Origin of the sequence: Prosthecobacter sp., from assembly GCF_044236155.1 — a bacterium.
GTDB lineage: Bacteria > Verrucomicrobiota > Verrucomicrobiia > Verrucomicrobiales > Verrucomicrobiaceae > Prosthecobacter.
In genome coordinates this window covers 111648-134635 of the sequence record NZ_JBIIHA010000002.1, presented here as the reverse complement: position 1 = coordinate 134635, position 22988 = coordinate 111648, and the positions used below count along the sequence as shown (strand labels likewise).

At 60.4% G+C, this 22988-nt stretch carries 18 protein-coding genes and 1 tRNA gene; 6 read left to right on the top strand and 13 right to left on the bottom strand.

Annotated features, from left to right (window positions below; genetic code table 11):
• Positions 1–39 precede the first annotated feature (39 nt).
• From ACILSE_RS02390 to ACILSE_RS02375, 4 genes are all read right to left on the bottom strand, one after another.
• Complete coding sequence (locus tag ACILSE_RS02390) at positions 40–1533, bottom strand: aldehyde dehydrogenase family protein (protein WP_395715743.1); 1494 nt, start codon at positions 1531–1533, stop codon at positions 40–42.
• Positions 1534–1595: 62 nt separating this feature from the next.
• Positions 1596–2858, bottom strand: a complete 1263-nt coding sequence (locus ACILSE_RS02385; protein WP_395715742.1) for a DUF1552 domain-containing protein — start codon at positions 2856–2858, stop codon at positions 1596–1598.
• Between the two features lie 48 nt (positions 2859–2906).
• On the bottom strand, positions 2907–3317 hold the full coding sequence (locus ACILSE_RS02380; protein ID WP_395715741.1) for a four helix bundle protein: 411 nt from the start codon (positions 3315–3317) through the stop codon (positions 2907–2909).
• A gap of 23 nt (positions 3318–3340) precedes the next feature.
• The gene (locus ACILSE_RS02375) at positions 3341–5740 is read right to left on the bottom strand and encodes a DUF1592 domain-containing protein (RefSeq protein ID WP_395715740.1); all 2400 of its coding nucleotides are present in this window, start codon (positions 5738–5740) and stop codon (positions 3341–3343) included.
• 128 nt (positions 5741–5868) lie between these two features.
• On the opposite strand from ACILSE_RS02375, the gene ACILSE_RS02370 reads away from it, so the two are divergent.
• The 5 genes from ACILSE_RS02370 (at position 5869) to ACILSE_RS02350 (ending at position 11728) form a co-directional block, all read left to right on the top strand.
• Positions 5869–6390: a hypothetical protein gene (locus ACILSE_RS02370; protein ID WP_395715739.1), complete on the top strand. Its 522-nt coding sequence runs from the start codon at positions 5869–5871 to the stop codon at positions 6388–6390.
• A 24-nt stretch (positions 6391–6414) separates the two neighbouring features.
• Entirely contained in the window at positions 6415–7863 is a 1449-nt protein-coding gene (locus ACILSE_RS02365; RefSeq protein WP_395715738.1) for a hypothetical protein, read from the top strand.
• 59 nt (positions 7864–7922) lie between these two features.
• On the top strand, positions 7923–8180 hold the full coding sequence (locus ACILSE_RS02360; protein ID WP_395715737.1) for a hypothetical protein: 258 nt from the start codon (positions 7923–7925) through the stop codon (positions 8178–8180).
• Entirely contained in the window at positions 8170–8592 is a 423-nt protein-coding gene (locus ACILSE_RS02355; protein ID WP_395715736.1) for a type II toxin-antitoxin system VapC family toxin, read from the top strand. The genes ACILSE_RS02360 and ACILSE_RS02355 overlap by 11 nt, the downstream gene beginning before the upstream one ends.
• A gap of 64 nt (positions 8593–8656) precedes the next feature.
• Entirely contained in the window at positions 8657–11728 is a 3072-nt protein-coding gene (locus ACILSE_RS02350) for a DNA polymerase III subunit alpha (protein ID WP_395715735.1), read from the top strand.
• Positions 11729–11736: 8 nt separating this feature from the next.
• Here ACILSE_RS02350 and ACILSE_RS02345 read toward each other — a convergent pair whose 3' ends face one another.
• Positions 11737–13161: a sulfatase gene (locus ACILSE_RS02345; protein ID WP_395715734.1), complete on the bottom strand. Its 1425-nt coding sequence runs from the start codon at positions 13159–13161 to the stop codon at positions 11737–11739.
• A 60-nt stretch (positions 13162–13221) separates the two neighbouring features.
• A complete protein-coding gene (locus ACILSE_RS02340; RefSeq protein WP_395715733.1) occupies positions 13222–14115 on the bottom strand; it encodes a c-type cytochrome in 894 nt (297 codons plus the stop codon).
• A gap of 23 nt (positions 14116–14138) precedes the next feature.
• Between ACILSE_RS02340 and ilvD the strand changes: the two genes are divergently transcribed.
• Entirely contained in the window at positions 14139–15854 is a 1716-nt protein-coding gene (gene ilvD, locus ACILSE_RS02335) for a dihydroxy-acid dehydratase (RefSeq protein WP_395715732.1), read from the top strand.
• 60 nt (positions 15855–15914) lie between these two features.
• Here ilvD and ACILSE_RS02330 read toward each other — a convergent pair whose 3' ends face one another.
• The 7 genes from ACILSE_RS02330 to ACILSE_RS02300 all read right to left on the bottom strand — a co-directional run bounded on the left by ACILSE_RS02330 (position 15915) and on the right by ACILSE_RS02300 (position 22982).
• Complete coding sequence (locus ACILSE_RS02330; protein ID WP_395715731.1) at positions 15915–16481, bottom strand: polysaccharide biosynthesis/export family protein; 567 nt, start codon at positions 16479–16481, stop codon at positions 15915–15917.
• Positions 16482–16521: 40 nt separating this feature from the next.
• Positions 16522–18726, bottom strand: coding sequence for a GumC family protein (locus tag ACILSE_RS02325; protein WP_395715730.1), 2205 nt, complete (start codon positions 18724–18726; stop codon positions 16522–16524).
• A 123-nt stretch (positions 18727–18849) separates the two neighbouring features.
• Positions 18850–20052, bottom strand: coding sequence for an outer membrane beta-barrel protein (locus ACILSE_RS02320; RefSeq protein ID WP_395715729.1), 1203 nt, complete (start codon positions 20050–20052; stop codon positions 18850–18852).
• Between the two features lie 47 nt (positions 20053–20099).
• The gene (locus ACILSE_RS02315) at positions 20100–20582 is read right to left on the bottom strand and encodes a hypothetical protein (RefSeq protein ID WP_395715728.1); all 483 of its coding nucleotides are present in this window, start codon (positions 20580–20582) and stop codon (positions 20100–20102) included.
• 124 nt (positions 20583–20706) lie between these two features.
• A tRNA-Gly gene (locus ACILSE_RS02310) sits at positions 20707–20777 on the bottom strand.
• Positions 20778–21012: 235 nt separating this feature from the next.
• The gene (locus ACILSE_RS02305; RefSeq protein WP_395715727.1) at positions 21013–22449 is read right to left on the bottom strand and encodes a sulfatase-like hydrolase/transferase; all 1437 of its coding nucleotides are present in this window, start codon (positions 22447–22449) and stop codon (positions 21013–21015) included.
• 47 nt (positions 22450–22496) lie between these two features.
• Complete coding sequence (locus ACILSE_RS02300) at positions 22497–22982, bottom strand: 8-oxo-dGTP diphosphatase (protein ID WP_395715726.1); 486 nt, start codon at positions 22980–22982, stop codon at positions 22497–22499.
• Positions 22983–22988 lie beyond the last annotated feature (6 nt).

Sequence of the window (22988 nt, the reverse complement as noted above, 5' to 3'; positions counted from 1 at the left end):
TGATTTGGATGAAAAGGGTGAAACAGGGTCAAAGCGCTTTCACGCCACCTTGAGATAATCGAGCAGCCCCTGCTTCCCGCCCTCACGCCCAAACCCGCTCTCTTTAAAGCCTCCGAACGGGCTCGTGGGATCAAACTTGTTGTAGGTGTTCGCCCAGACGACACCGGCTTTCAGCAGCGTGCTCATTTTGAGGATGCGGCTGCCTTTGTCGGTCCAGACGCCGGCGCTGAGGCCGTAGGGGGTGTTGTTGGCTTTTTCGACGGCTTCTTCGAGGGTGCGGAAGGTGAGGATGCTGAGCACGGGGCCGAAAATCTCCTCGCGGGCGATGCGGTGGCTCATGCTGACGTTCGCGAAGATCGTGGGACGGAAGAAGAAGCCTTTCGCGGGCAGCTTGCAGCCGTTGTCGTGCTTCTCCGCGCCTTCCTCGACGCCGCTTTGGACGAGGTCGGTGATCTTGGCGAGCTGCTCGGCACTGTTGATGGCACCGAGGTCGGTGTTTTTGTCGAGCGGATCACCCACTCGCAGCGTGGCGATGCGGCGCTTCAGCTTGGCGAGCACTTCATCGGCGATGCTTTCCTGCACGAGCAAGCGCGAGCCTGCGCAGCAGACGTGGCCTTGATTGAAGAAGATGCCGTTCACGATGCCTTCGACGGCCTGATCGAGCGGGGCGTCGTCAAAGACGATGTTCGCGGCCTTGCCGCCGAGTTCGAGCGTGAGCTTCTTTTCCGTGCTCGCGAGGCTGCGCATGATGATCTTGCCCACCTCCGTGCTGCCGGTGAAGGCCACTTTCGAGGTGAGCGGATGATGGATCACCGCCGCGCCGGTTTCAGCGGCTCCGCTGACGATGTTCACGACGCCATTCGGCAGTCCGGCTTCCTGGCAAATCTTGCCAAATTTTAGCGCCGTGATGCTGGTGGTCTCCGCAGGCTTCAAGACGACGCAATTCCCCGCCGCAAGCGCCGGGGCGATCTTCCACGCGAGCATCAGCAGCGGAAAATTCCACGGAATGACCTGCCCCACGACGCCGTGAGGGGCGAGCTGGCGTCCGGGCGCGAGGAACTCCAGTTTGTCTGCCCAGCCCGCGTGATAAAAGAAATGCGCTGCGGCCATCGGCACATCGAAATCACGCGATTCCTTGATCGGCTTCCCGCCATCCATCGTCTCGGCGACGGCGAACTCACGGGCGTGATCCTGCAGCTGCCGCGCGATGCGGTAGAGATACTTCCCGCGTTCCTTCCCCGGCAAACGGCCCCAGGTGATAAACGCCCGTTGCGCCGCTGAGCAGGCCGCATCGACATCGGAAGCATCCGCGAGCGCGATGTCGGCGATTTTGGCCTCGGTGGCCGGATTGATCGTGGCGAAGTATTTGCCGGAGCGAGACGGAACGAAGCGGCCATTGATGAAGAGGTCGTATTTCTTCTTCAGCTTCGGATCAGCCGTCTCCGGTGCCGGATCAAACTCCCACAGATCGCCAAAAACGAGTTCGCGGGTGGGATTCGGACGTGAAGGAGCTTTTTTGGCAGCGGCGGGCATGATGGCGGAGTGTGAGGGAAACACCGCGTTTTGCCAAGAAATGAGTTTATCGCTCAAAAGACTCACGCCGCCTCCAGCCCACGCATCGTCGTCTCGCTTGTCGCGAAGCGTTCCTCTTCAAGGCCAAGGCGGTGCAGCATGCTCAGGTAGAGATTCGGCAGCGGGTAGTTGTCCTTTTGGTCAAACGCGAGGTGCTGGCCGTGCTTGAAGCCGCCGCCGGCGAAGAGCACGGGCATGTTCTTGTTGTCGTGGCTGCTGGCGTTGCCGAGGTTGGATGTCAGTAGCACCATCGTGTCATCGAGCAGCTTATCGGTCTTCAGTTTGCGCAGGAAGGCGGCCCAGGTGTGGATCACGCCTTGCTCCACGCGGGCGAGCTGCTCCAGCTTGTCGGCGTCCATGCCATGATGGCTGAGCGTGTGGTAGCTCTCGTCCACGCCCTCGATGCCCTGCACGTTGTTGCCGGTGACGTGCAGCGTGATGAAGCGCGTGCTATCCGTGGCGAGCGCCATGTGCACGATGTCGAGAAAGATGCGATCCACCTCGACTTCGTTGTCGCGAGGGATCTGTGTGGGCGGTTTGAGGGCCACTTTGGGCTTGGGTTTGTGCGTCCAGGCCTCGTTCGCGGCGAGCCGCTGCTCCAGCTCTCGCACGCTCGTGAACCACGAGTCGAGCTTGTCACGATCTCCAGCGCCGAGTTCACGTTGCAGCGATTTCGCCTCCGCACCGACGACATCCATCACGCTGCGCCCCTGGCGGATGAGTTCGGCCTGGCGTTCTTGCTCGGCAGGCGTGTCATTCACAAACAAGCGCGTGAAGAGCTTCATCGCGCTGTTTTCCGCCGGTATCATCGTGCCGTTCTCGGTGTAGCTCGGGCTCGTCTGCGAGTTCGTGTTCAAAACGAGCGAAGGAAAGCGCGTCTCATGCCCCAGATGCTTCGACATGAGCTGATCGAGCGAGATTGTGTTCCGCGTCGTCGAGCCGCGAGCATTCGGACAAGCCGAAAAGATGCTCCCCTCCGCCGTGTGACCACCCGTGACACCCGGATGCGATGAACCGGACACCACTGTGAAATCCTCCCGCAAATCCTGAATGCCCGCCAGATACCGCGAAGGCTTGTACTCCCGTCCCGAGCCTTCCGGCACCAAATTCGGATTGTGCAGCCCCAACGCCAAACTCATGCCGACAAAGCGCTTCGCTTGTTTCGTCTCCTTCACCGCCGCAAAGGCTGGCGTCATCGCCTCCAGCAAAGGAAGTCCGAGCGTGATCCCCGCCCCGCGCAACATGGCGCGACGGGAGAGGTGTTTTTGGAATGTGAAGGTGCTCATAATGGGACAATCAGACAATCGGACAGGGAGATGGGGAGACAAGGGGCTTCAACGTTTGGTGATCGACCATTTGTCAGGGTGATTTTGCATGTTCACGAGCATGCCGATGATCTCGTCGTAGGCGCGATACAAAGCACGTGCCGTTCCAGCCTTCAGATAGCCGCACTCGACGGCGAATTGAAGCCAGCACTGGGTTTCACCGGCTTCGCCTTCACTGTCATTGAGTTTGCTGACAAAGGAGGCTGCGTAACGCCTCTTCCGCCAGCCTTCCGCGACGTTCGCGGCCACGGACCGTGACGCCCTGCGGATCTGATCTGTCAGTGAATACTTCTCTTCAGACGGAAACGTCTTGCTGGCCTCAAAGATGTCCATCGCCGCTTTGAAGGCACGCTGATACACTTCCAGATCTGTGTGCCTTACCACCTTCGACTTTCTGTTCTGACTGTCTGATTGTCTCATGGTCCGATTGTCTGGTTGTCGTTTCACTTCGTTCGGAAAATGTCGCTCAAAACCACCTCGCGGATGATGGAGCGGAGGTTGGTGGTCTTGCTGGCGATGGCATCGAGCTTGGATTCATCGCTGAAGCGTGGTGGAGCGCCGGTGGCGTAGGTGAGGAAGTGGGTGGCGAAGCCGCGGGCGAGGTTTTGGGGGCGTTTGGTCTGGATTTGCTGCCAGGTGGCGAGGTCGGTGAAGGTATCGCCTTCGGGAGTGCGACCGCTGGGATCGACTTGGGCACCTTTGCCATCCTTGCCGTAGCCTTTGCGCCAGATGCCGACGGCGTCGTAGTTTTCGAGGGCGAAGCCGGGCGGGTCGATGGTTTGATGGCAACTGGCGCAGCTTTCGTTGTTGCGATGTTTGTCGAGTTGATCGCGGATGCTCGTGGCTCCGCGGATGTCGGGCTCGATGGCGGGCACGCCGGGTGGTGGTGGCGGGATGTGATTGCCGAGAATGCGCTCGTTGATGAAGACGCCGCGCACGACGGGCGAGGTGCTGGTGCCATCAGCGGTGACTTTGAGGATGGAACCCTGCGTGATGAGGCCGCCGCGTTTTGACTGCGTAGTGAGCGGGAGCTTTTGCAGGCCGTCACCGGGCTTCGGGACAGAGACAGTGAGACCATCAGACAGTGAGACAGGGAGAATCTCCGCCTTTCGCCCCTTCTCCTTGTCTGATTGTCTCCCTGTCTGATTGTCCCCAGCATAGTGCCTTGCGAGGCGTCCGTTGAGGAAGGCGAAGTCGGAATCGACGAGGTGGGTGATGCTCAAATCGCGGCGCAGCAGTTCGGTGACATAGGCGCGGGTTTCCTGGAGCATGGATTCCTGCACGACGGGGTCGAAGTCGCGGAAGAGGCGTGTGTCGGGCGTGGTGAAGTCGATTTGGTTCAGTTTGAGCCACTGATCGGTGAAGCTGGCGATGAAGCGTTTGGCTTTGGAGTGGGAAAGCAGGCGCTCGACCTGCTGGGCGAGTGTTTGAGGGTCGTGGAGCTTCTTTTGGTTCGCGAGTTCGAGGAGCTCTTGATCGGGCATGGAGCACCAAAGGGCATAACTAAGCCGCGTGGCGATGGCATGGTCGTCGAGAGGGCCGGGAGACTCGATGAAGGTCAAAAAGCGTGGTGAACACAGGATGGCGCGGTAGGCGGCACGGAGGGCTTCGAGCACCGAATCACCTTCTTGGAGCGATTTGGAGGCGATTTGGCGATACGGGGCGCTTTGCTCATCGGTGACGGGGCGACGAAAAGCACGCGTGGCGAAGCGGTGGACGAGTTTGTCGAGGTTTTCGGCTTTCAGCGCCTCCAGGCCGGTGCCGCCGAAGAGTTTTTTGCGCACGCCTTCATCATTGGCGACGGGATAGATGCGCTCGATGTCGATGCCGCGATGCGCGATGCCGGGGAAGCCTTGTTTTTCGAGATCGCGGTCTTGGAAGCTCACGTTGCCGCCTTTGGCACCGGTGGGTGCTTTTTTGTGCGTGCCGTCGTTCGGTCGCAGCTCGAGGCGATGATCTTTTTCGATCCAGGCTTCGAAAGTCATGTCGCGCGGCGTCGCGGTAGCTTCGACGAGGCCGATCATGAAGAGCAGCGGCGCGTTCGATTCGCACGCGCCAGAGCGCAGCGTGCCCCACACCGCACCATCGGCGGTGGGATTGATGCCGCGCACACCGCGCAGCGTGACGCGATACCAACCGCTCTCCGGTGCCCACGTGGGCGTGCGGCCGAAGAATTGCAGCCCGATGGGCCAGGTGATGCTTTCGCCGTTCTTCAAATCGGGGCCGCGGTAATTGCCGCCGCGGTTTTTGATGAGCATCTCGGGCGTGTGATGCTTCGCGTAGGTCGCGTCGCCTTTCTCCGCACGGTCAAAGGCGTTGTCGAGCGCCAGATCGGCCACGTCGAGATAACGAGCGAGTTGATGATGCGAGAGCTGCTGGCCATCCGCGACAGTTTCAAAGCCGTGCGAGGCACGATCCTCCGGCAGCAGCGTCTTCAGCGGGATGTCGATGCCGAGCAGATCGTGCAGCGTGTGCTCATACTCGACCCGCGTGAGCCGGCGACTGCGCACACGACCGTTCGCGGCGATGTCAGCGGCATCCACTTCGAGCAACGGTTGCTTCAAATTGGCGAGAAAGAGGTCTTTTTCGTTCTTCTCCGGCTGTGGCTTCTTTTTCGGCGGCATCTCGCCATCGCGCACGCGTTCGAAGATGTGCTGCCAGGTTTTGACCGAGGCGGCGTCGAGCTTGTCGAAGCTCAAATCGGTCAAATCGAGCCCGCCTTTCTTCAGATCGGCGTCATGGCACTCGACACAGTGCTGCTCCAAAAACGCCGCGACAGGCACGGCGGCATGAGAATGGGCGCAGAGGAGCGCCATCAGCGCAAAAGGGGCAGATCGAGGCATGGGGGGGTGGGTCGTCAACGTGGGCGAACCGGTGGTCTATCGCAGGTCGTGGCGAGGTGAAACGAGGAGCGAGACGAAAATCGAGGCGGGGCTTGATTTGGTTGTTTATGTGTTCTAGTGAACACTATATGAAAACGGCCCTGTTTGAACTCCAAAACCTCCTCCGCGACCGCTTTCCTGAGGCCATGGCCGCCTCGTCGGACTCGCGGCGGCTCCAAGTCGTGCAGCCGACGCTTCAACCGGGAAAGCTCGTCGAGATCACCGGGCCGGATTCGGGCCTGTTGATGCATCGATTCATCGCGGCGCAGCCTTGTGCGCTGATCGATGCGGCGGATGCGTTTGAGCCGGGCGGGCTCGAGGCGAGTGCGCTGCGGCATCTGCTGTGGGTGCGATGTCAAAAGGCCAGCGAAGCGATGCGGGCGGCGGATCTGCTGCTGCGGGATGGAAACCTGCGCGTGGTGCTGATCGATCTGCGGCTGCGGCCCGTGCGGGAGCTTTTCGTGCTGCCATCGAGCGTGTGGCATCGGCTGCGCCTGCTGGCGGAGCGCGGTGGCGCGGCGGTGGCGGTGTTTTCCCCCTGCCAGGTGGTGGCCTGCGCGGCGGGACGCTGGGCCGCGCCGCAGACATCGCCGCTCACGCTCGCGGCTTGATGAAACCTTCACCCGTGATGATGCATGTTTGCTGCCTGGTGGCTTCCACGTTTCGTTTTGCAGGCTCTGCGAGTCCTGACGCGGGATCGCGTGGCCGTGCTGGAGTCGCAGGCGATGAAGGCGGAGGACGCGCGGTTGCTGTGCGCCTCTGAAAACGCGGAGCGCGAGGGCGTCCAGGCGGGCATGACGGCCTCGCAGGCGCAGGCGCGATGCCCGCGATTGCGCCTGTTGTATCGCGATGAAAAGGCGGAGCAGGAGCTGCAACGGCGGCTGCTGCACGCGGCGGAGAGCTGGACGCCGGACTACGAGGCCACGCAGCCCGGCTTGTGCGTGCTCGATTTGTCCCGTCGGCGCATGAACGAGCCGTGGCATGATCTCGGCGTGCTCATGCATCGCGAGTCGTCGGCGCTCGCGATGGAGATGCGCATCGGATTGGCGGACAAGGCCGACCTCGCGGTGCTCGCCGCTCATGTCGCCGAGCCGGTGCGCGTGATTCGCGATGGCAAGGAAGCGCTGCGTGAGCTGCCGATGACCGTTTTGTGCCGCAACCCGGAGCTGTTGCAGTTGCTGCATCTGTGGGGCGTGCGCACCCTGGGACAATTCAATGCGCTGCCACGGGCGGAGATCGCGCGGCGGCTCGGCGCGGAAGGTCTCGCGCTGCACGATCTCGCACGTGGTGGCAAAGAGCGGCTGCTGCGGCTGGTGCGGCCCGTTTGTCTCTTCCGCGAGGAACGCGAGCTCGAAGCGCCCATCGAGTGCCTGGAGCCGCTCATGCATCTGCTGCACGGCATGCTCGGCCGTTTGTGCGCGAGGCTGGCGGAGGCATGGCGTGTGGCTGGCAGGCTGATGCTGGGGCTGCGTTTTGAGGATCGCAGCATGCACGAGCGTGATCTGCGTGTCGCGGAGCCCACGCGTGATGAGGCGGTGCTCGGTCGCGTGCTCGAAGCGGCGCTGGAAGGCGTGAAAGCCTCCGCGCCCATCATCTTCGTCTCGCTCGAAATCGTGCCCGTGCGTGCCGCCGCGAGCCAGGCGGGGCTTTTCGATCAAGGCCTGCGCGATCCGAACCGCTTCGCGGAGACGCTCTCCGCGCTTGAAGCATTGCTCGGCAAAGGTCGCGTCGGTCGCGCGGAGCTGCTGCCCTCGCGACGGGTGGATGCGTTTCGCGTGGTGAACTTCCTCGATACACCCGCCCCATCCATCGAGCACACCGCGGGCGGACCGCCGTTGCAGCGCTTTCGCCCGCCGCGTCCAGCGAGGCTCGTGTGGCAGGGCTGGCGACCGGTGGCGCTGCATCTGGATCGTGAAACGAAGCCGCTCATCTCGGCCAGCGGCCCATGGTTTCTTTCCGGCGAGTGGTGGGACACGCAGCAGGCCTGGCAGCATGAAATCTGGGACGCCGCCACCGACGACGGCGCGCTCTACCGTCTCGTGCGCGAGCATGAAGTGTGGCGTGTGGAGGGAAGGTATGGGTAGCTTCAGAGGAGCTGCATTTTGAGTATTGTCATCCCCCGGACCGGTATTACACTTCACCCATGAAAACGATCACCATCAAGCTGCCCGAGTTCCTGAACTCATCGCTAGACGCGGCGGCCAGCAGCCGCAAGCAGACGAAGTCTGCCGTGGTGCGTGATCTTTTGATGCAGGCGCTGCCTCACGGCGGCCAGGCTGCGGCCAGGAAAAAAGCGCGGCCCTCCCTGCATGACAGGCTGAAGAAATACCAGGACGCGGGGCCGACGGGCATCCCTGATCTGGCATCCAATCCCAGCCATCTTGCCAGCTATGGCCGCTAATCTCGGCGTCTTGCTCGATTCAGGCCCGTTGGTGGCCTACCTCGCCAGTGACGAGGCTCATCACGCATGGGCCACGGAGCAGTTCCGCCAGCATGACGGCCCGGTCATCACCTGCGAGGCCGTGATCAGCGAGGCGTGGTTCTTGCTGCGGCGCCAGCCGCGGCATCTCAGCCGTCTGCGGGCGATGCTGGCCGACGAGGTGTTCGATCTTTCGTTTCACCTCGAAGACCACGCCGCCGTCATCAGCCGCATGATGGACCGCTATCACGATGTGCCGATGTCCCTGGCGGATGCCTGCCTGGTGCGCCTCTCCGAGGTCCATCCCCGGCTGCCTTTGCTGACTCTCGACTCGGATTTCAAAATCTACCGCCGTCACGGCCGGCAATTGATTCCCGTCATCACTCCCGATTGATCCAGCGGGCTCATTCTCCCGCTTTGGATGGCAGCAAGGCTGCCGCATTCCCCTCATTGATCTCATGTTTACGGAACTGCACGCCCGCAGCGCGTTCTCATTCCTTCGTGGTGCTTCCTCACCGGAGGAGATGGTCACGCGGGCGGCGGAGCTGGGCATGCAAAGCATCGCGCTCACGGATCGCGACGGCGTTTACGGCTCCGCACGGGCGCATCACAAGGCGAAGGAGCTCGGCCTGCGTGCGATCACGGGCTGCGAGCTCAGGATGGAGTGCGGCTGCGTGCTGCCGGTCATCGTGCGCACGCGTCGCGGCTATCAAAACCTCTGCCAGATGCTCACGCAGGCCCATTTGCAGGCTGCGAAAGGCGAAAGCCGCGTTTCATGGGCCGCGCTCGAAAATTTCGCGGAAGGCCTCACCGTGCTCACCGGCGATGAAGACGGCGTTTTGAGCCAAAACGAGCCTTTGGAGGCTCTTGAATGCCTCAAGCGTGTTTTCGGTCGCGAGCATGTTTTCGTCGAAATCCATCGCCACCGCGTGCCGCGTGAAAATGAGCGCGTGCGCCGCTGCTGCGATCTCGCTTTGGCCGCGAAGCTGCCGCTCATCGCCTCGAATGCGCCACTGTATGCGCGGCCGGAGGGACGCATGCTGCAGGATGCCTTCACCGCGCTGCGGCATCACACGACGCTCGATGAAGCAGGCCTGCGGCTCGCGCCGAATGCCGAGCGCTGCCTGAAATCCGCCGCGCAGATGCGCGAGCTGTTTCACGATCTACCGGAAGCCTTGAAGAGCACACAACACATCGTCGAGAGCGTTGAGTTCGGGCTGGAGAATCTCGGCTACGAGTTTCCGCAGTATCCCGTGCCTGCGGAGCACTCGCAGGACAGCTTTCTGCGCGAGCGCACGGACATCGGCGCTCGCGAGCGCTACCGCGAGATCACGCCGGAGGTACGCCAGCAGCTCGATCATGAGCTGCGGCTCATCTCAAAGCTCGGCTTCAGCGGCTACTTCCTCGTCGTGTGGGACATCGTGCGCTGGGCAAGGCAGAGCGGCATCCTCGTGCAGGGACGCGGCAGCGCGGCGAACAGCGCCGTGTGCTACAGCCTTGGCATCACCAACGTCGATCCCATCGCGCAGCGCCTGCTGTTTGAGCGTTTCTTGAGCGAGGGCCGCAACACCTGGCCGGACATCGACCTCGATCTGCCCAGCGGCACGCAGCGTGAACGCGTGATCCAGGAGGTGTATCGACGCTTCGCGCCGCATGGTGCTGCGATGACCGCAAACGTCATCACCTACCGCGGCCGCAGCGCCATGCGCGAGATGGGCAAGGTGCTGCACCTGCCGCAGGACGTCATCGAGCGCTTCAGCGATCTCTACGCGAACGGCGACTTCCCGCACACGCTGCAGCTCGATGAGCAAATCCGCCGCGCCGGCTTGCCTCAGAGTCATCCACGATTGCCTGCCTTGATCAAACTTTATAACCTCGCCTACGGATTGCCGCGCCACCTCGGCCAGCACAGCGGCGGCATGGTGCTGTGCACAGCCGGTCTCGATAAAATCGTGCCGCTGGAGCCTGCGAGCATGCCAGGACGTGTCGTCGTGCAGTGGGACAAGGACGACTGCGAGGACCTCGGCATCATCAAGGTCGATCTGCTCGGCCTCGGCATGATGGCGGCGATTGAAAAGACCCTCGAGGTCAGCGCCGCACGTGGCAGGCCCGTTGATCTCGCGCAACTGCCCAAGGATGATCCCGCTTGCTTCGATCTCATGCAGCGGGCTGATACCGTGGGCGTTTTCCAAATCGAAAGCCGTGCGCAGATGGCCACGCTGCCGCGCATGAAGCCCACGTGCTTTTACGATGTCGTCGTCGAGGTCGCCATCATCCGGCCCGGGCCCATCGTCGGCAGAATGGTGCATCCGTATCTCAACCGCCGGAACGGCAAGGAGCCTGTCGATTACATCCATCCCGACTTCGAGCCCGTGCTGGTTCGCACGCTCGGCGTGCCGTTGTTTCAGGAGCAGGTGCTGAAGATGGCCATGATCATCGCTGACTTCACCGGCAGCGAGGCGGAGGAACTGCGCCGCGCGATGAGCTTTCACCGCAGCGAGGAGCGCATGACAAAGGCGCTCGACAAGCTCACCGCCGCCATGTCACGCAAGGGCGTCGATCCAGTGATCCAGGATCGCATCGTGAAAAGCATCCGCAGCTTCGCGCTTTACGGCTTTCCCGAGAGTCACGCCATCAGCTTCGCGCTGCTCGCCTATGCCAGCGTGTGGCTGAAGGTGCATCGCGCCGCTGAATTCTACGCCGCGCTGCTCAACTGCCAGCCGATGGGCTTTTACTCCAGTGCCACGCTCGTGCGCGATGCGAAGCAGCACGGCCTGCGCCTGCTGCCCGTGTGCGTAGCGGCCTCAGACATCGAGTGCACGGTCATCGATGACACCACGCTGCGCCTCGGCCTGAATCAGCTCAAAGGCGTGAGCCATGCCGCCCTCGTCCAAATCATCGCTGAACGCCAAAAAGCCCCGTGGCGTGATCTGCGCGATTTTTTGCGCCGCTGCACTCTCGCCAAAGATGAGCGCCGCGTGCTCGCACAGGCCGGAGCACTCAATGCGCTCGGTCATCATCGCCGCAGTGCCCTGTGGGATGTCGAGGCGACGTTGCACGATGACTTGCTCAGCCACCTCGAAGACTCGCACGAAGCTCCGCTGGCCATGATGAGCCCCCAGGAGCGGCTGGCGAGCGATTACGCCACCACCACGCTCACCGTCGGCCCGCATCCGATGGCGCTCGTGCGCCCGCAAATCCCGAAAGCAAGCAGCGCCCGCGTTTTGACCACGTTGCCGCATGGTCGCCGCGTGACGATCATCGGCATGGTCATCTGCCGCCAGCGCCCCGGAACCGCGAACGGCCACTGCTTCATCAGCCTCGAAGACGAGACCGGCATCGCGAACGCCTTCGTCCCGAGCGATCTCTTCGAGAAACGCCGCCTCACCATCACCCAGGAACCCTTTTTGAAGATCACCGGCAAACTCCAACGCGCCGACGGCACCACCACCGTCCTCGCCCAAACCATCACCGCCTGGCGCTACGACGAAACCCGCCGCGTGAGCGTGAAGTCACATGATTTCGGGTAAGCGATCACTCACAGCCGCTTCGGATTCACCGGTGATGCAGGTGGCGTGCCACGAGCTTTTTGATCGAGCAGAGCATGCAGGGCTTTCATCGCGGCAGAAGCCTCCGCGGAAGGCATGCGGGCGAGGTTCTTGAGCTCGTGCGGGTCGTTTTGATGGTCGTAAAGCTCGATGCCGTTCACGCCTTCGTTCCATTCGGTGTAGCGCCAGCGTTCGTTGCGAATCGTGCGGCCCATGACTTGAGCGGGAAGACGATCATCAGCGGGTCGGAGGATTTGGGTGATGGCTGGGTGATCCCATTTTTGTGCGGGATCATCCAAAAGCGGGCGAAGGCTCTTTCCGTCGAGTTGAGGAGCTTTGAGCGAGGCGAGATCGGCGAGCGTGGGATAGATGTCGATGAATTCGACGATGCGATGGCATGAGCGGCCATTTCCTTTGGCACCAGGCGTTCGGATGATGAGCGGGGCGCGTGCGCTCTCTTCGAAAAGGGTGCGCTTTTGCCAGATGCCGAGATGCTCGCCGAGGTGGTAGCCGTGATCGCTCCACAGCACGACGATGGTGTTGTCGGCGAGTTGGAGCTTTTCGAGCGCATCGAGCACGCGGCCGATTTGGGCATCGACGAAGGAAACGCTGGCTCGGTAGGCTTGCAGGGCCTTGCGGCAGGTGAGCTCGTCGAGGCCGTAATTTGGAATGGGGTTGTTGTGCGCGAACGCGGCCACGGGGATGTCGTCGCGATCATCGGCGGGGGCCTCGGGCAGACGGATCGAGTCGAGCGGATGCAGGTCGAAGTATTTTTTCGGCGCAACGAAGGGCGTGTGCGGCCGGAAGAAACCGACACCGAGGAAAAACGGCTCTTCGCGATGCTTTTCGAGCAGTCGAATGGCCTCGGTGGCGATCATGCCATCGGTTTGCTCCTCATCGCTGCCATCGGCGGCAAGCCAGCTCAGCGCTGCGCTGACGGGTTTTTGCGGCGTGGGGTTGGTGATGAGCTTTTCATCGGTCACATCGCGCCCTTTGGGATTCACGACGAGCTGCCACGAAGGTTTGTCATCGAGGCCGTCAGTGCCGATGCCATTCGGCACGTCGTAGTGGTAGATCTTGCCGACGCGGGCGGTGAACCAGCCGTTTTGCCGGAACAACTGCGGCAGCGTGACCACATCCGGCAAAGCCTCGCGAAAATGGCGGTCAAGGTCATAGACCTGCGTGGCATCCGGCCTGCGGCCGTTGAGCACGGAGGCACGGCTGGGATTGCAGAGCGGGATTTGATTGTAAGCCCGCTCAAACCGCACACCGCTCGCCGCGAGCCGGTCGATATGAGGCGTGTGCGTGCAGTCGTTTACGAGGTCGTCTATGGCGATAAAGAGAACGTTTTGCCGCGGTGTCGCCGCAAGAATCAACGAGCAAGGAGCAAGGAGCCAGAAAAGCAGGCGAAGCATGGCGATCATTGGCAACGCCGGCTTTGTGACTGGCATTTCAACTGACTTCACGACCCGAAACTACTTCTCGGCGGTGCTTGCTCCAAGGACCGGACCGGATGGAAGACGGATGCCGAGGAGGAAAGCGATGATGTCCCAACGCTGCGCCTCGGTCAGTGTCTTGTCGAAACTCACCATGGCTGTGCCATTGAGTCCGGTGGCAAGTACGCGGAAAATATCCGCCGGAGTGCCGCCGCAGCGCAGATGTGGCTGGCGGAGATCTGAAGGTGCGGCTGGAAATCCCCAAACGTCCTTCAAAGCTAGAGCGGCGGGGCCTTTGCCATCGGCTTTTTCACCGTGGCAGGCGGCGCAATGAGTCGCGAAGAGCTTTCGACCGGACTGAGCATGGGTTTCGACCTGAGCAGGGTCTGTAAACCAGTCGGGGGGAGGCAAGAGATTCACGGGCTGCGCGTGATTCTCCGGCTTGCGCCAGCGTCGCGAGAAGGACTTCACGTAGGTGATGACGGCGTCGATTTCCTCATCGGAAAGGTGACTGAACATGCCCATCGCGGTGCCGCTGAGACCCCCGCGGATGGTGCGGCGCAGATCGTCATCGGTGGGCAGCGCTCCTAGGGGGGTGGTGCGGAATTTGAACATGCCTTCCCTGAACGAACGCGGCCTCGGCTTCAACGTAGGGCTCATCTCGCCATTTCCATCGCCACGCTGGCCGTGGCAGACGATGCAGTTGCGCTCATAGACATACTTGCCCTGCATGTAGAGGTTGAAGTCGAGCGGCGCGACGGCATCGGCCGCCGGCAGAGCCGTGGCGAGGGCGAGGATGGAGAAAGCGCGTCGGACGTGAGTGATCACGAACTTGTTATCGTGTCTGGATGGCAGGAGAGCCATGCGGTTCTTGCCAAAGTCTGCGCAGGAACTGCCGCAAAGGATGCTTGCCAGCAGGGAGGCTTCGGGCACTTTGCGCGCTCTCACTTCACACCATGCCCAAGAAAGCCGCCTCCAACCAGTCTCTCCATCGCAAACACAGTGCCATCGTCGTCGATGGGCCGGAACGTGCCGCCAGCCGTGCGATGCTGCACGCCGTGGGCTTCAAGCGGGAGGACTTCAAGAAGTCGCAGATCGGCATCGCCAGCACCTGGAGTATGGTCACGCCGTGCAACATGCACATCGACCGCCTAGCCAAGGAGGCCGCGAAGGGCGTCGATGCCGCCGGTGGCAAGTCGATCATCTTCAACACCATCACCATCTCCGACGGCATCTCGATGGGCACCGAGGGCATGAAATACTCGCTCGTGTCACGTGAGGTCATCGCCGACTCGATTGAGACCGTCGTCGGCTGCGAAGGCATGGACGGCTACGTCGCCATCGGTGGTTGTGACAAAAACATGCCCGGCTGCATGATCGCCATCGCCCGCATGAACCGTCCGGCGGTCTTTGTCTATGGCGGTACCATCCTGCCAGGCTGTGTGGGTCCCGAGAAGAAGGACGCGGACATCGTCACCGTCTTTGAAGCCGTGGGCCAGCATGCGAACTGCAAGATCAGCGACAAGCAACTCGCGGACATCGAGGAGCACTCCATCCCCGGTGAAGGCTCCTGCGGCGGCATGTACACCGCGAACACCATGGCCAGCGCCATCGAGGCGATGGGCATGAGCCTTCCAAACTCCGGCGCCCAAGCCGCGGTGAGCAGCGACAAGCTCATCGACTGCTTCGACGCCGGCGCGGCGGTCATGAACATGATCAAGCTGGGCATCACCCCGCGCGACATCATGACGAAGGAGGCCTTTGAGAATGCCATCACGCTCATCATCACGCTCGGCGGCTCCACGAACGCCGTTTTGCACCTCATCGCCATGGCGCACGCCGCCGGTGTGAAGCTCGGCATCGATGACTTCGTCCGCATCGGCAAGAAGACACCGGTGCTGGCCGATTTGAAGCCCAGCGGCAAATACTTCATGAACGACCTCGTGAAGATCGGCGGCACCGTCCCGCTCATCCGCATGCTCGTCGAAGAAGGCCTCATGCACGGCGACTGCCTCACCGTCACCGGCCGCACGATGAAGGAAAACATGCAGCGCTCGAAGATCGTGTGGCCAAAGAGCCAGACCATCGTCCGCCCGCTCTCCAACCCGATCAAGAAGGACAGCCACCTCGTCGTCTTCCGCGGCAATCTCTGCCCCGAAGGCGCAGTGGGCAAGATTTCCGGCAAGGAAGGCCTCAGTTTCAGCGGCAAGGCCATCGTCTTCGAAAGCGAGGAAACCGCCCTGCAGGCCATTTTGAACGACAAGGTCAAAAAAGGCCATGTCATCGTAGTGCGCATGGAAGGGCCGAAAGGCGGCCCCGGCATGCGTGAGATGCTTTCACCCACCTCCGCCATCATGGGCAAGGGGTTGGGCAAGGACGTCGCCTTCATCACCGACGGTCGTTTCAGCGGCGGCAGCCACGGCTTCGTCGTCGGCCACGTCACGCCCGAGGCCTTCGTCGGCGGCCCCATCGCCGTCATCAAGAATGGCGACCCGATCACCATCGACGCCGAGAAACGCCAGATCACGCTCGGCATTCCCGCCAAGGAGCTCAAAGCCCGCCTCGCCAAATGGAAGCAGCCCAAACCGCGCTACACCCGCGGCGTGCTGGCGAAGTTTGCCAAGCTCTGCGCCAGCGCCAGCGAAGGTGCGGTGACGGACAAGGGGCTGTGACTTGGCGCCGTACCTTCGCCGTTCGAAAAAGGCGAAAGAGAGCGCCCGCTCAACCAGCAATCATTCTGGCACGATGATCTGGTCCTCGGGCTGGAGCTTCATGTCCTTCGAGGGATCCGAGGAGATGTCCTTGAGATTGATCTCAAAGGTCTGGCCGTTGCGGATCAGCTTGGTCTTGCTCGGTTTGGCAAAGGGGCTGAAACCACCCGCGGCTGAGATCGCCTTCAGAACGGTCATGCTGCCGCTGTATGGCACCGTGCCATTGCCCTTGATGCCGCCGACGACGTACACAAAACGGGCGGTGGCGGCGTCGCCGTCAATCGAAACGGTGACGGTGGGCCGGGTGTAAATCTCCCTCGCCTTGTATGTTTCTTCGATGGTGCGCTGAAGCGCGGAAGGCTTCATGCCGGCGGCACGAACCTCACCGATGTACAGGAGGTTGATGGTGCCGTTGTCGCTGACGGTGTAGATGCCTTTGATCTGTGCGACCTCGCTGTCGGGAATGCCTCCTATGGAGAGGGTGACGCGGTCGTTGGGCTTGAGGGCGAGCTCACCGTTCTGGGCGTTTGCAGCGGCCAGCAAGAGCCCGAAGACGGCAAGGGCGATGAGGATTTTGCGGAGGTTCATGGGATGGGTGAGTACTATGTGCGCTGTTTTCTGTTCTCGGTTAAAAAACATCCTCTCCCTTGTTACGGGTCATGGGACGGGTGCCAGTGGTGGCGAGGGCGGGCGCTGTGGTCTCGGCCTTGACCTTTCGGCGACGTGATTTGCCGCCTGAACCACCGTTCGGCGAGTTCGTGGGGGAGTAGTAGGTGTAGTAACTGGTGTAGTACTGATATTGCGCGTCGCTGCGCAGATCAACGTTGTTTAGGACGACACCGACGACCTTGCCGCCGACGTTTTCAACGGACTGCTTCACGCGCATGAGCATGTGGCGCGGGATTTTACGATGCTGGACAACGATCAGAGTCATGTCCGCCTCGTTGGCGAGCACGGAGGCGTCGCTGACGCCGAGGATGGGCGGCGAGTCGATGAGAACGAGGTCGAAACGGCTTTTCACCTCGGCGATGAGATCGACCATGCGTTGAGAATTGAGCAAACCAGCGCTGTCGGCGGGAAGCAGGCCGCTGGGAAGAAAGAAGAGATTTTCCACCTGTGTGCGTATGACGACGTCCTCCAGACGGATGTCGGTGATGAGATAGTTCGTGAGTCCAGTGGCGTGGCTGACGTCGAAATACGTGTGCATGCTCGGACGGCGCAAGTCGCCGTCGATGAGCAGGACGTTGTAGCCGCCCTGCGCGCAGACATAGGCAAGATTCAACATCGTCGTGGACTTGCCCTCGCCAGCGGTGCCGCTGACCACACTGATGCAGTTGGCATCCGATGACTTGCGGTTGAACTCAATGTTTGTGCGAAGGATGCGGTAGGCCTCGGCGTCGGGGTTGAAGCCGCTGGAACGATGCAGGACCCCCACATTCTTCGGAACGACGGCAAGCACGGGGACGCCGAGGAAGCGCTCGACGTCGTCGAGGTTCTTCACAGTGGTGTCCATGTATTCGAGGAAGAAGGCGAGGCCGAGGCCGAACATGAGTCCTAGCACGCCGCCGAGAGCCAGATGCAGCGGCACGTTGGGCTTGGCGGGCTTTGCCTCGGGCTCAGCCTCGGCGTAAATGGTGGCAGGTGATTTCTGCAGCTCGATGCTGACTTTTTCCTCAAGGTTTCTGGAGCGCAGGTTGACGATGATGTTGTCGAGCTGCGTCACCTCGTCCTTCGCGGTCTTGTACTCGCTGTAGAGAGCCTGCATGCCCATGATCTCTTTTTTGGCATCCTCGTTGTAGGTCTGGAGCGACTCTCGCTTCTTCCTCGCCGCATCAAGGCGGTTTTGGAGGCCTTGAACATGAGCCTGAGCCTCGGCAACGATCTGACTTTTCAAGGTTTCGATCTGGCTGGACAGGCTTTCGACATTCGGATGCTTTTTACCCATGCCGGCGTTGAGGAAACCCTCGCGTTGAACCTTGAGCTTGTTGTATTCCGAGGTGTTGGCCACCAGCGAGGGGTTTTCCAGCTTCAACCCAGAAGCACGGGCGATGATCTCATCCGCGGAGAGCGTGCCGATCTGATCAATCTCGGCCTGAAGAGTCAGGGTGTCCTGGTCGGCCTGCATGAGCAACTGCTCGCGGGACATCTGCATGCTCTCCTCGGAGGTGCGGAGGTCGCTGCCAGGGTTGAGGGAATTTCCCCCGCCCATGAACCACTCGCCGACGATGCCAGCCTTGCGCTTGGCCTCCTGGGCTCTGATCTGGGCCTGCTCACGCAGCTTCTCCTGATCGGAAATCTTCTGCTCGAGCACGGCTAGAGCCTTCTGCTTTCTCTCGGTCTCGATGTTGTTGCGCTGCGCCATGTAGCTTCGGGCGATCTCATTGGCGATGGTGGCGGCGAGCTGTGGATCTTGATCGTAGTAATCGATGATGACAAAGTCTGACCGGAGCATGGACTGCGTCTCGAGATTCGCGCGCAGCCGCCCCAAGGCCGCCTGACGCGAGGGCAGTTCCCAGCGTTTCACGAGGTCAAGCTTCTCGATGACAGGGTAGAGCGTTGTGGGTTTCGTGATCGTCTCGAACTGCGTTTTGATATATTCCTGCGTGAAGGCCAGGCTGTCACCGCGATTGCGGTCGAAGACGTTGATGTCCTGGGTGATGCGCTCGATGGTCATCTCAACATGACCGCGATATTTACGCGGCATGATATAGGTGAGGACGGCAGCAGCGGCAAAGATGAGGATAAACGAGAGCGTGATGAGCCCGAAGCGATTTTTGACCACCTGCCAGGTGTCCATCGCGTGCTTTTGCAGTTCTGTGCCCGGCTCATTCATGCCTGCGGAGAGGTGAGAGATTTGGAAAGGTTAATAAAGTGATCTGGAAATGCCGCCAGCGGGAGATTCGTGTGTCGAAACTGCCCGCCGGCGGATTGGGTGTCTGGCTGTTGAGGAAGGCTTTTAAAAGGTGGCCGTGGCCCCAAGGGAAACCCGATGGCGGTCAAACTCACGCAGGGCGTCGGTCGATTGCAGTGTGGAGTAGGAATAGTTGGCGTTCAGATTGAGGTTTTCGAGAAGCTGATAGCCAATGCCGGCAGAAATAAGCGCCGCGTGCTCATTCACATCGCTGCCTCCTCCATTATCGAACTGGCTGTAGGAATAGTTCACACCCGCGTTCGCACTGACGCGCTTGGTGAAGTTGTGGTTGATCTGAAGGCCGGTGTTCAGACCGTATCTGCTGCTAAAGGCCGCGAGTTCCGCGCCATTAAAGCCAAGCGCGGCGAACCAGCGCACCATGGTCTGCCGCGCAACGGCGTAATTGAGCGCGGCCTCTGCGTATGGCGCGGTCTTGTTGACAATGTCGGAATCGTAAAACTCGGCACCAGCGCGTGCAGAACCGGAGAGACGCTCGCTCCAGGCATGATCCACCCCCAAAAGGGCGAATTGCGAGGCAAAGTTCTTGTTTGCCTGGTTGGCGAAGGTGGTCATCCGGTAGCGATACTCCGCCGTCAGGCTGGTGCGCTTTGAGATGGCGTAAGCGAGCTGTTGCGCAAAGAGATGCGTGTAACGATCCTCGGGATCTGCTATAAGGTCGTCCTGATAACCGATGCCGTCGAAGGTGTAGGAGGTGGTGGTCGAGAATCGCGGCGACCAAGCGTAGCTCACATTGAAGTTGTTGTAGCCATACAGATACTGCCCGTTCCAAAGCGTGGTGGTTGCTCCATAGCCATACGCGGTGCCGGGATCCACCCCGTAAGTGAGGTAGAAGTTGTTGCTCACCCTGAGCCGCTCCGAAAAACGGTGCTCAAAGTTAAGGGAGCCACGCGCATTGTAGAAGGTGCCGCCAAAGCGCGGGACTCCATCGATGTAGTGGATGACACTGGTGTCGAGATTAAAACTCCAGGGCGTTGTAGGGTCAAGCTTTGTGTAAGCTGCGCCGATGCCTCCTTGCGCGAACCAAGACTCGATGTCCTCAACGAGCGGAGAATTGACACGATACTTCAGAATGTCATACCCGCTCTGCCCCGTGAAGGAAAAAGTCAGCGGCTGCTCGGTTTTGAAATCAGCCGAGTAATTTTGAATCGCCACCAGTCCCTGCGCACGCGCTGCGCCCGGGCCGATCAATGCGGCGGCCAGAATGAGCATAGCGAGTGAAGGGCGCATAAAGGGCAATGTCCAAGATAATTTTAATTAGTAGGGACCAAAAGTCCTCAGGGTGCCGACACTGATGGCGAAACCGGATTGGTTGTCGTGCGCGGGGGTAACGGCCCCGTTATAGTCGGCGGTAAAATAATGCCCCGGATAGAACCAAATGGTTCGGGAGAGTCTAGAGTCTTCTCTTCCGGTTCAGGAGACTCCAAGACTGGATTTTTACCCGGGTTCTTTGCTGATGCTGTTACAGGCCGTTGTTCGCTAGGAATACTGACCGTCAAGCCCGGAACCATCGAACTGGCGGCGTCATTGATGACCGCAGCCATTTTCGGAGCCACGGAAACTGCTGTTTGAACGATTTGCCCCGCCAGCGCCGGGTCAGCCTTGGAAGCAATGATCGCCGCTTTTACGATGTCCGCCGCACAGCCTTCGTTGATCACCAACGCATCCTCAACGACCATCAGCACCTTGTTTGGATCCTTTTCGACGGCTACGCGGACGTCGTTCGAGATTTCGGAGCATTTGGAGGACGATTGAGCCATTCCTGCCGATGCAAATGCCAGCATTAGAATGCAGGCTGATAAGCTCGTAGTGCGAGTGGTAATTGCAGCTATCATACGCGGCTTGATTTTTAGATTTTCAGGAATGAATGTGTCTTGTCTTCAGAGCGGGTAGTGGGAATCGAACCCACATGGCCAGCGTGGAAGGCTGGAACTTTACCATTAAGCTATACCCGCAATTAAAGTTATACTAACACGAAACATCCTGCTGCCGCAAGATTTTTTTAGAATTTAAAGGAAGAATTTGAAATTTTAGAATGACTAAAGAGCTTAGTCGCCAAAATTTTCAAGCTTCACGGCCTTCAATTCCAGTTGGTTAATTAGCACGGTTGTGTGTCCTGGCAAGCAAGGAGTCAAGACGGCAAGAACCCGGGAGGGACTTTTCAAAAAAGAGCCTCCCATGCTCCACCAGCTATTGGATGCCGCTTTTTCCCGGATAATCTTCCCCATTTAGGCTGCGAGCCACGCTTTCGAGCCAGTTTTCGAGGTTTTCTTGCATTTCTGCCACTTTTTCGGGCTGTCCGGCCAGCAAGACGTTGTTCTCGTCGGGATCGGTCGCGAGGTTATAGAGTTCCCAGACTACATCGTGACTTTTCTTGTTTTCGATCCGGTGAAGCTTCCAAGGCCAGTCAAGCCAGGCTGAATGACCCGGGAATTCAGTCAGGGACATCTGCTCCCTCACCTGTCCGGCATCAGGGCGGATACGCTCCGGATCATTCGGCTCCTCACCCCGCGCTTGAGCGGCAAGCAACTCATCCATCCACTGCTTGGAGGGAGTGCTTATGCCCTTGTTTCCCGACTCCCAAAAACCAATCGGGTGCATGCGCTGCTGCTTCTGGCCGGTCAATAGAGGCATGAGGTCGATGCCGTCCAGCGGTGGCTGATTTTTCACTTTTACTCCCGCAATGCCAAGCACGGTGGGATAAATATCCGAGGTGACGCAGGGAGCCTTGATCACCTTGGGTCCGGGAAAAACCGCCGGCCACTCCAGCAGGGCCGGCACCGCAAGACCGCCTTCATAAATCTGCCCCTTGAAGCCGCGACGACCGCCGTTTGAGCCGACTTTCGGAAGCGCCCCGTTGTCGCTGCAATACCACAGAAGGGTGTTCTCGCTCACCTCCTGTTCACGCAAAGCAGCACGCAGCCTGCCGAACGCGCGGTCCATGGCGCTGATCTCGCCATAAAAGTTCTGCTGCCTCTCCGGCAAGTCCGCATACGGCGCCTTGTCGGCCTCCAATGCCTTGTGAGGATCATGCGGCGAGCCAAACCAGACGACAGCTAGGAACCGCTGCTTCTTCTCGGCACAGCGGCGGATGAATTTCAACGTCTCTTCCACCGTGACATCCGAACTGTCGCCTTTGAACGGCGCTGCCCTTCCCTGCACGCTGAGCACCGGGTCGATATCGAAAAAGTTCGGCGAGGAGGCCCATTCATCGAACCCGCTGGCACCAGGACTCACCGGACTGCCCTTCTGCACCGAGCCAAGATGCCATTTGCCGAAGTGCCCTGTCGCATAGCCCGCCGTTTTGAGCGCTTCCGCGATTGTGACTTCCTGCGGTCGCAGCGAATGCCCCCAGGAGAAACACCCGAAGCGGTTTGGGTTGCGCCCGGTCATCACACTGCCGCGGGTGGGAGAGCAAACCGGCGCGGCGGCATGGAATTGATCGAAGCGCACCCCTTCCTTCGCCAGGGCGTCAAAGTTTGGCGTCTTGAGATGCGGATGACCGTTGTAACCCATGTCGCCCCAGCCTTGGTCATCGGCCATCACCAGCACCACATTCGGAGGATCAACGGCGAGGCAAACAGTGGCAAAACAAAGAACGGCAACGAGCAGCACAAACGATTTCATTGCCACATCATAATCACACAGCGTCGCGCTGGAACGCAAAAATCGGCTCACAGCCATTTCACTTCATGCGAGAGCATCGTGTCATTGTCGAACACAAAGCGCCCGATGAAATGACGGCGCTCGACCAAGGTCTGCGCGAGCCAGTGCTCGTCATCGGCCCACATTTCGTCAAATGGGAGGGCGTCGAGTGAAGTCCAAAGCGGCAGCGCCTCAGGCGTTTCAATCGGCTCTCCCTCATGCCTCGTGGCGAGCCACACGTCCACATGCATGCGCAGTCCATCGACGAACTGGAACCATAACTCGCCATGATGAACTGGATTCAGGGCGGTGACACCAAGCTCCTCCTGCGTCTCGCGCACGGCGCACTGCTCGGAGGTTTCGCCGGGGTCAATCTTGCCACCGGGGCCGTTGATTTTGCCTGCGCCGAGCCCGCGCTTTTTGCGGATCAGCAATACTTCTCGCCTCGCCTCGTCGATGATGAACATCAGCGTCGCTCGGACGCCTGGCTGCCAGGTCTGCCAGTCGATTGTCACCGTGAG

Coding starts and splice junctions, on each gene's coding strand:
- ACILSE_RS02390 (WP_395715743.1), bottom strand. CDS start 1,533: ATGCCCGCCGCTGCCAAAAAAGCTCCTTCACGTCCGAATCCCACCCGC.
- ACILSE_RS02385 (WP_395715742.1), bottom strand. CDS start 2,858: ATGAGCACCTTCACATTCCAAAAACACCTCTCCCGTCGCGCCATGTTG.
- ACILSE_RS02380 (WP_395715741.1), bottom strand. CDS start 3,317: ATGAGACAATCAGACAGTCAGAACAGAAAGTCGAAGGTGGTAAGGCAC.
- ACILSE_RS02375 (WP_395715740.1), bottom strand. CDS start 5,740: ATGCCTCGATCTGCCCCTTTTGCGCTGATGGCGCTCCTCTGCGCCCAT.
- ACILSE_RS02370 (WP_395715739.1), top strand. CDS start 5,869: ATGAAAACGGCCCTGTTTGAACTCCAAAACCTCCTCCGCGACCGCTTT.
- ACILSE_RS02365 (WP_395715738.1), top strand. CDS start 6,415: ATGTTTGCTGCCTGGTGGCTTCCACGTTTCGTTTTGCAGGCTCTGCGA.
- ACILSE_RS02360 (WP_395715737.1), top strand. CDS start 7,923: ATGAAAACGATCACCATCAAGCTGCCCGAGTTCCTGAACTCATCGCTA.
- ACILSE_RS02355 (WP_395715736.1), top strand. CDS start 8,170: ATGGCCGCTAATCTCGGCGTCTTGCTCGATTCAGGCCCGTTGGTGGCC.
- ACILSE_RS02350 (WP_395715735.1), top strand. CDS start 8,657: ATGTTTACGGAACTGCACGCCCGCAGCGCGTTCTCATTCCTTCGTGGT.
- ACILSE_RS02345 (WP_395715734.1), bottom strand. CDS start 13,161: ATGCTTCGCCTGCTTTTCTGGCTCCTTGCTCCTTGCTCGTTGATTCTT.
- ilvD (WP_395715732.1), top strand. CDS start 14,139: ATGCCCAAGAAAGCCGCCTCCAACCAGTCTCTCCATCGCAAACACAGT.
- ACILSE_RS02330 (WP_395715731.1), bottom strand. CDS start 16,481: ATGAACCTCCGCAAAATCCTCATCGCCCTTGCCGTCTTCGGGCTCTTG.
- ACILSE_RS02325 (WP_395715730.1), bottom strand. CDS start 18,726: ATGAATGAGCCGGGCACAGAACTGCAAAAGCACGCGATGGACACCTGG.
- ACILSE_RS02320 (WP_395715729.1), bottom strand. CDS start 20,052: ATGCGCCCTTCACTCGCTATGCTCATTCTGGCCGCCGCATTGATCGGC.
- ACILSE_RS02315 (WP_395715728.1), bottom strand. CDS start 20,582: ATGGCTCAATCGTCCTCCAAATGCTCCGAAATCTCGAACGACGTCCGC.
- ACILSE_RS02305 (WP_395715727.1), bottom strand. CDS start 22,449: ATGAAATCGTTTGTGCTGCTCGTTGCCGTTCTTTGTTTTGCCACTGTT.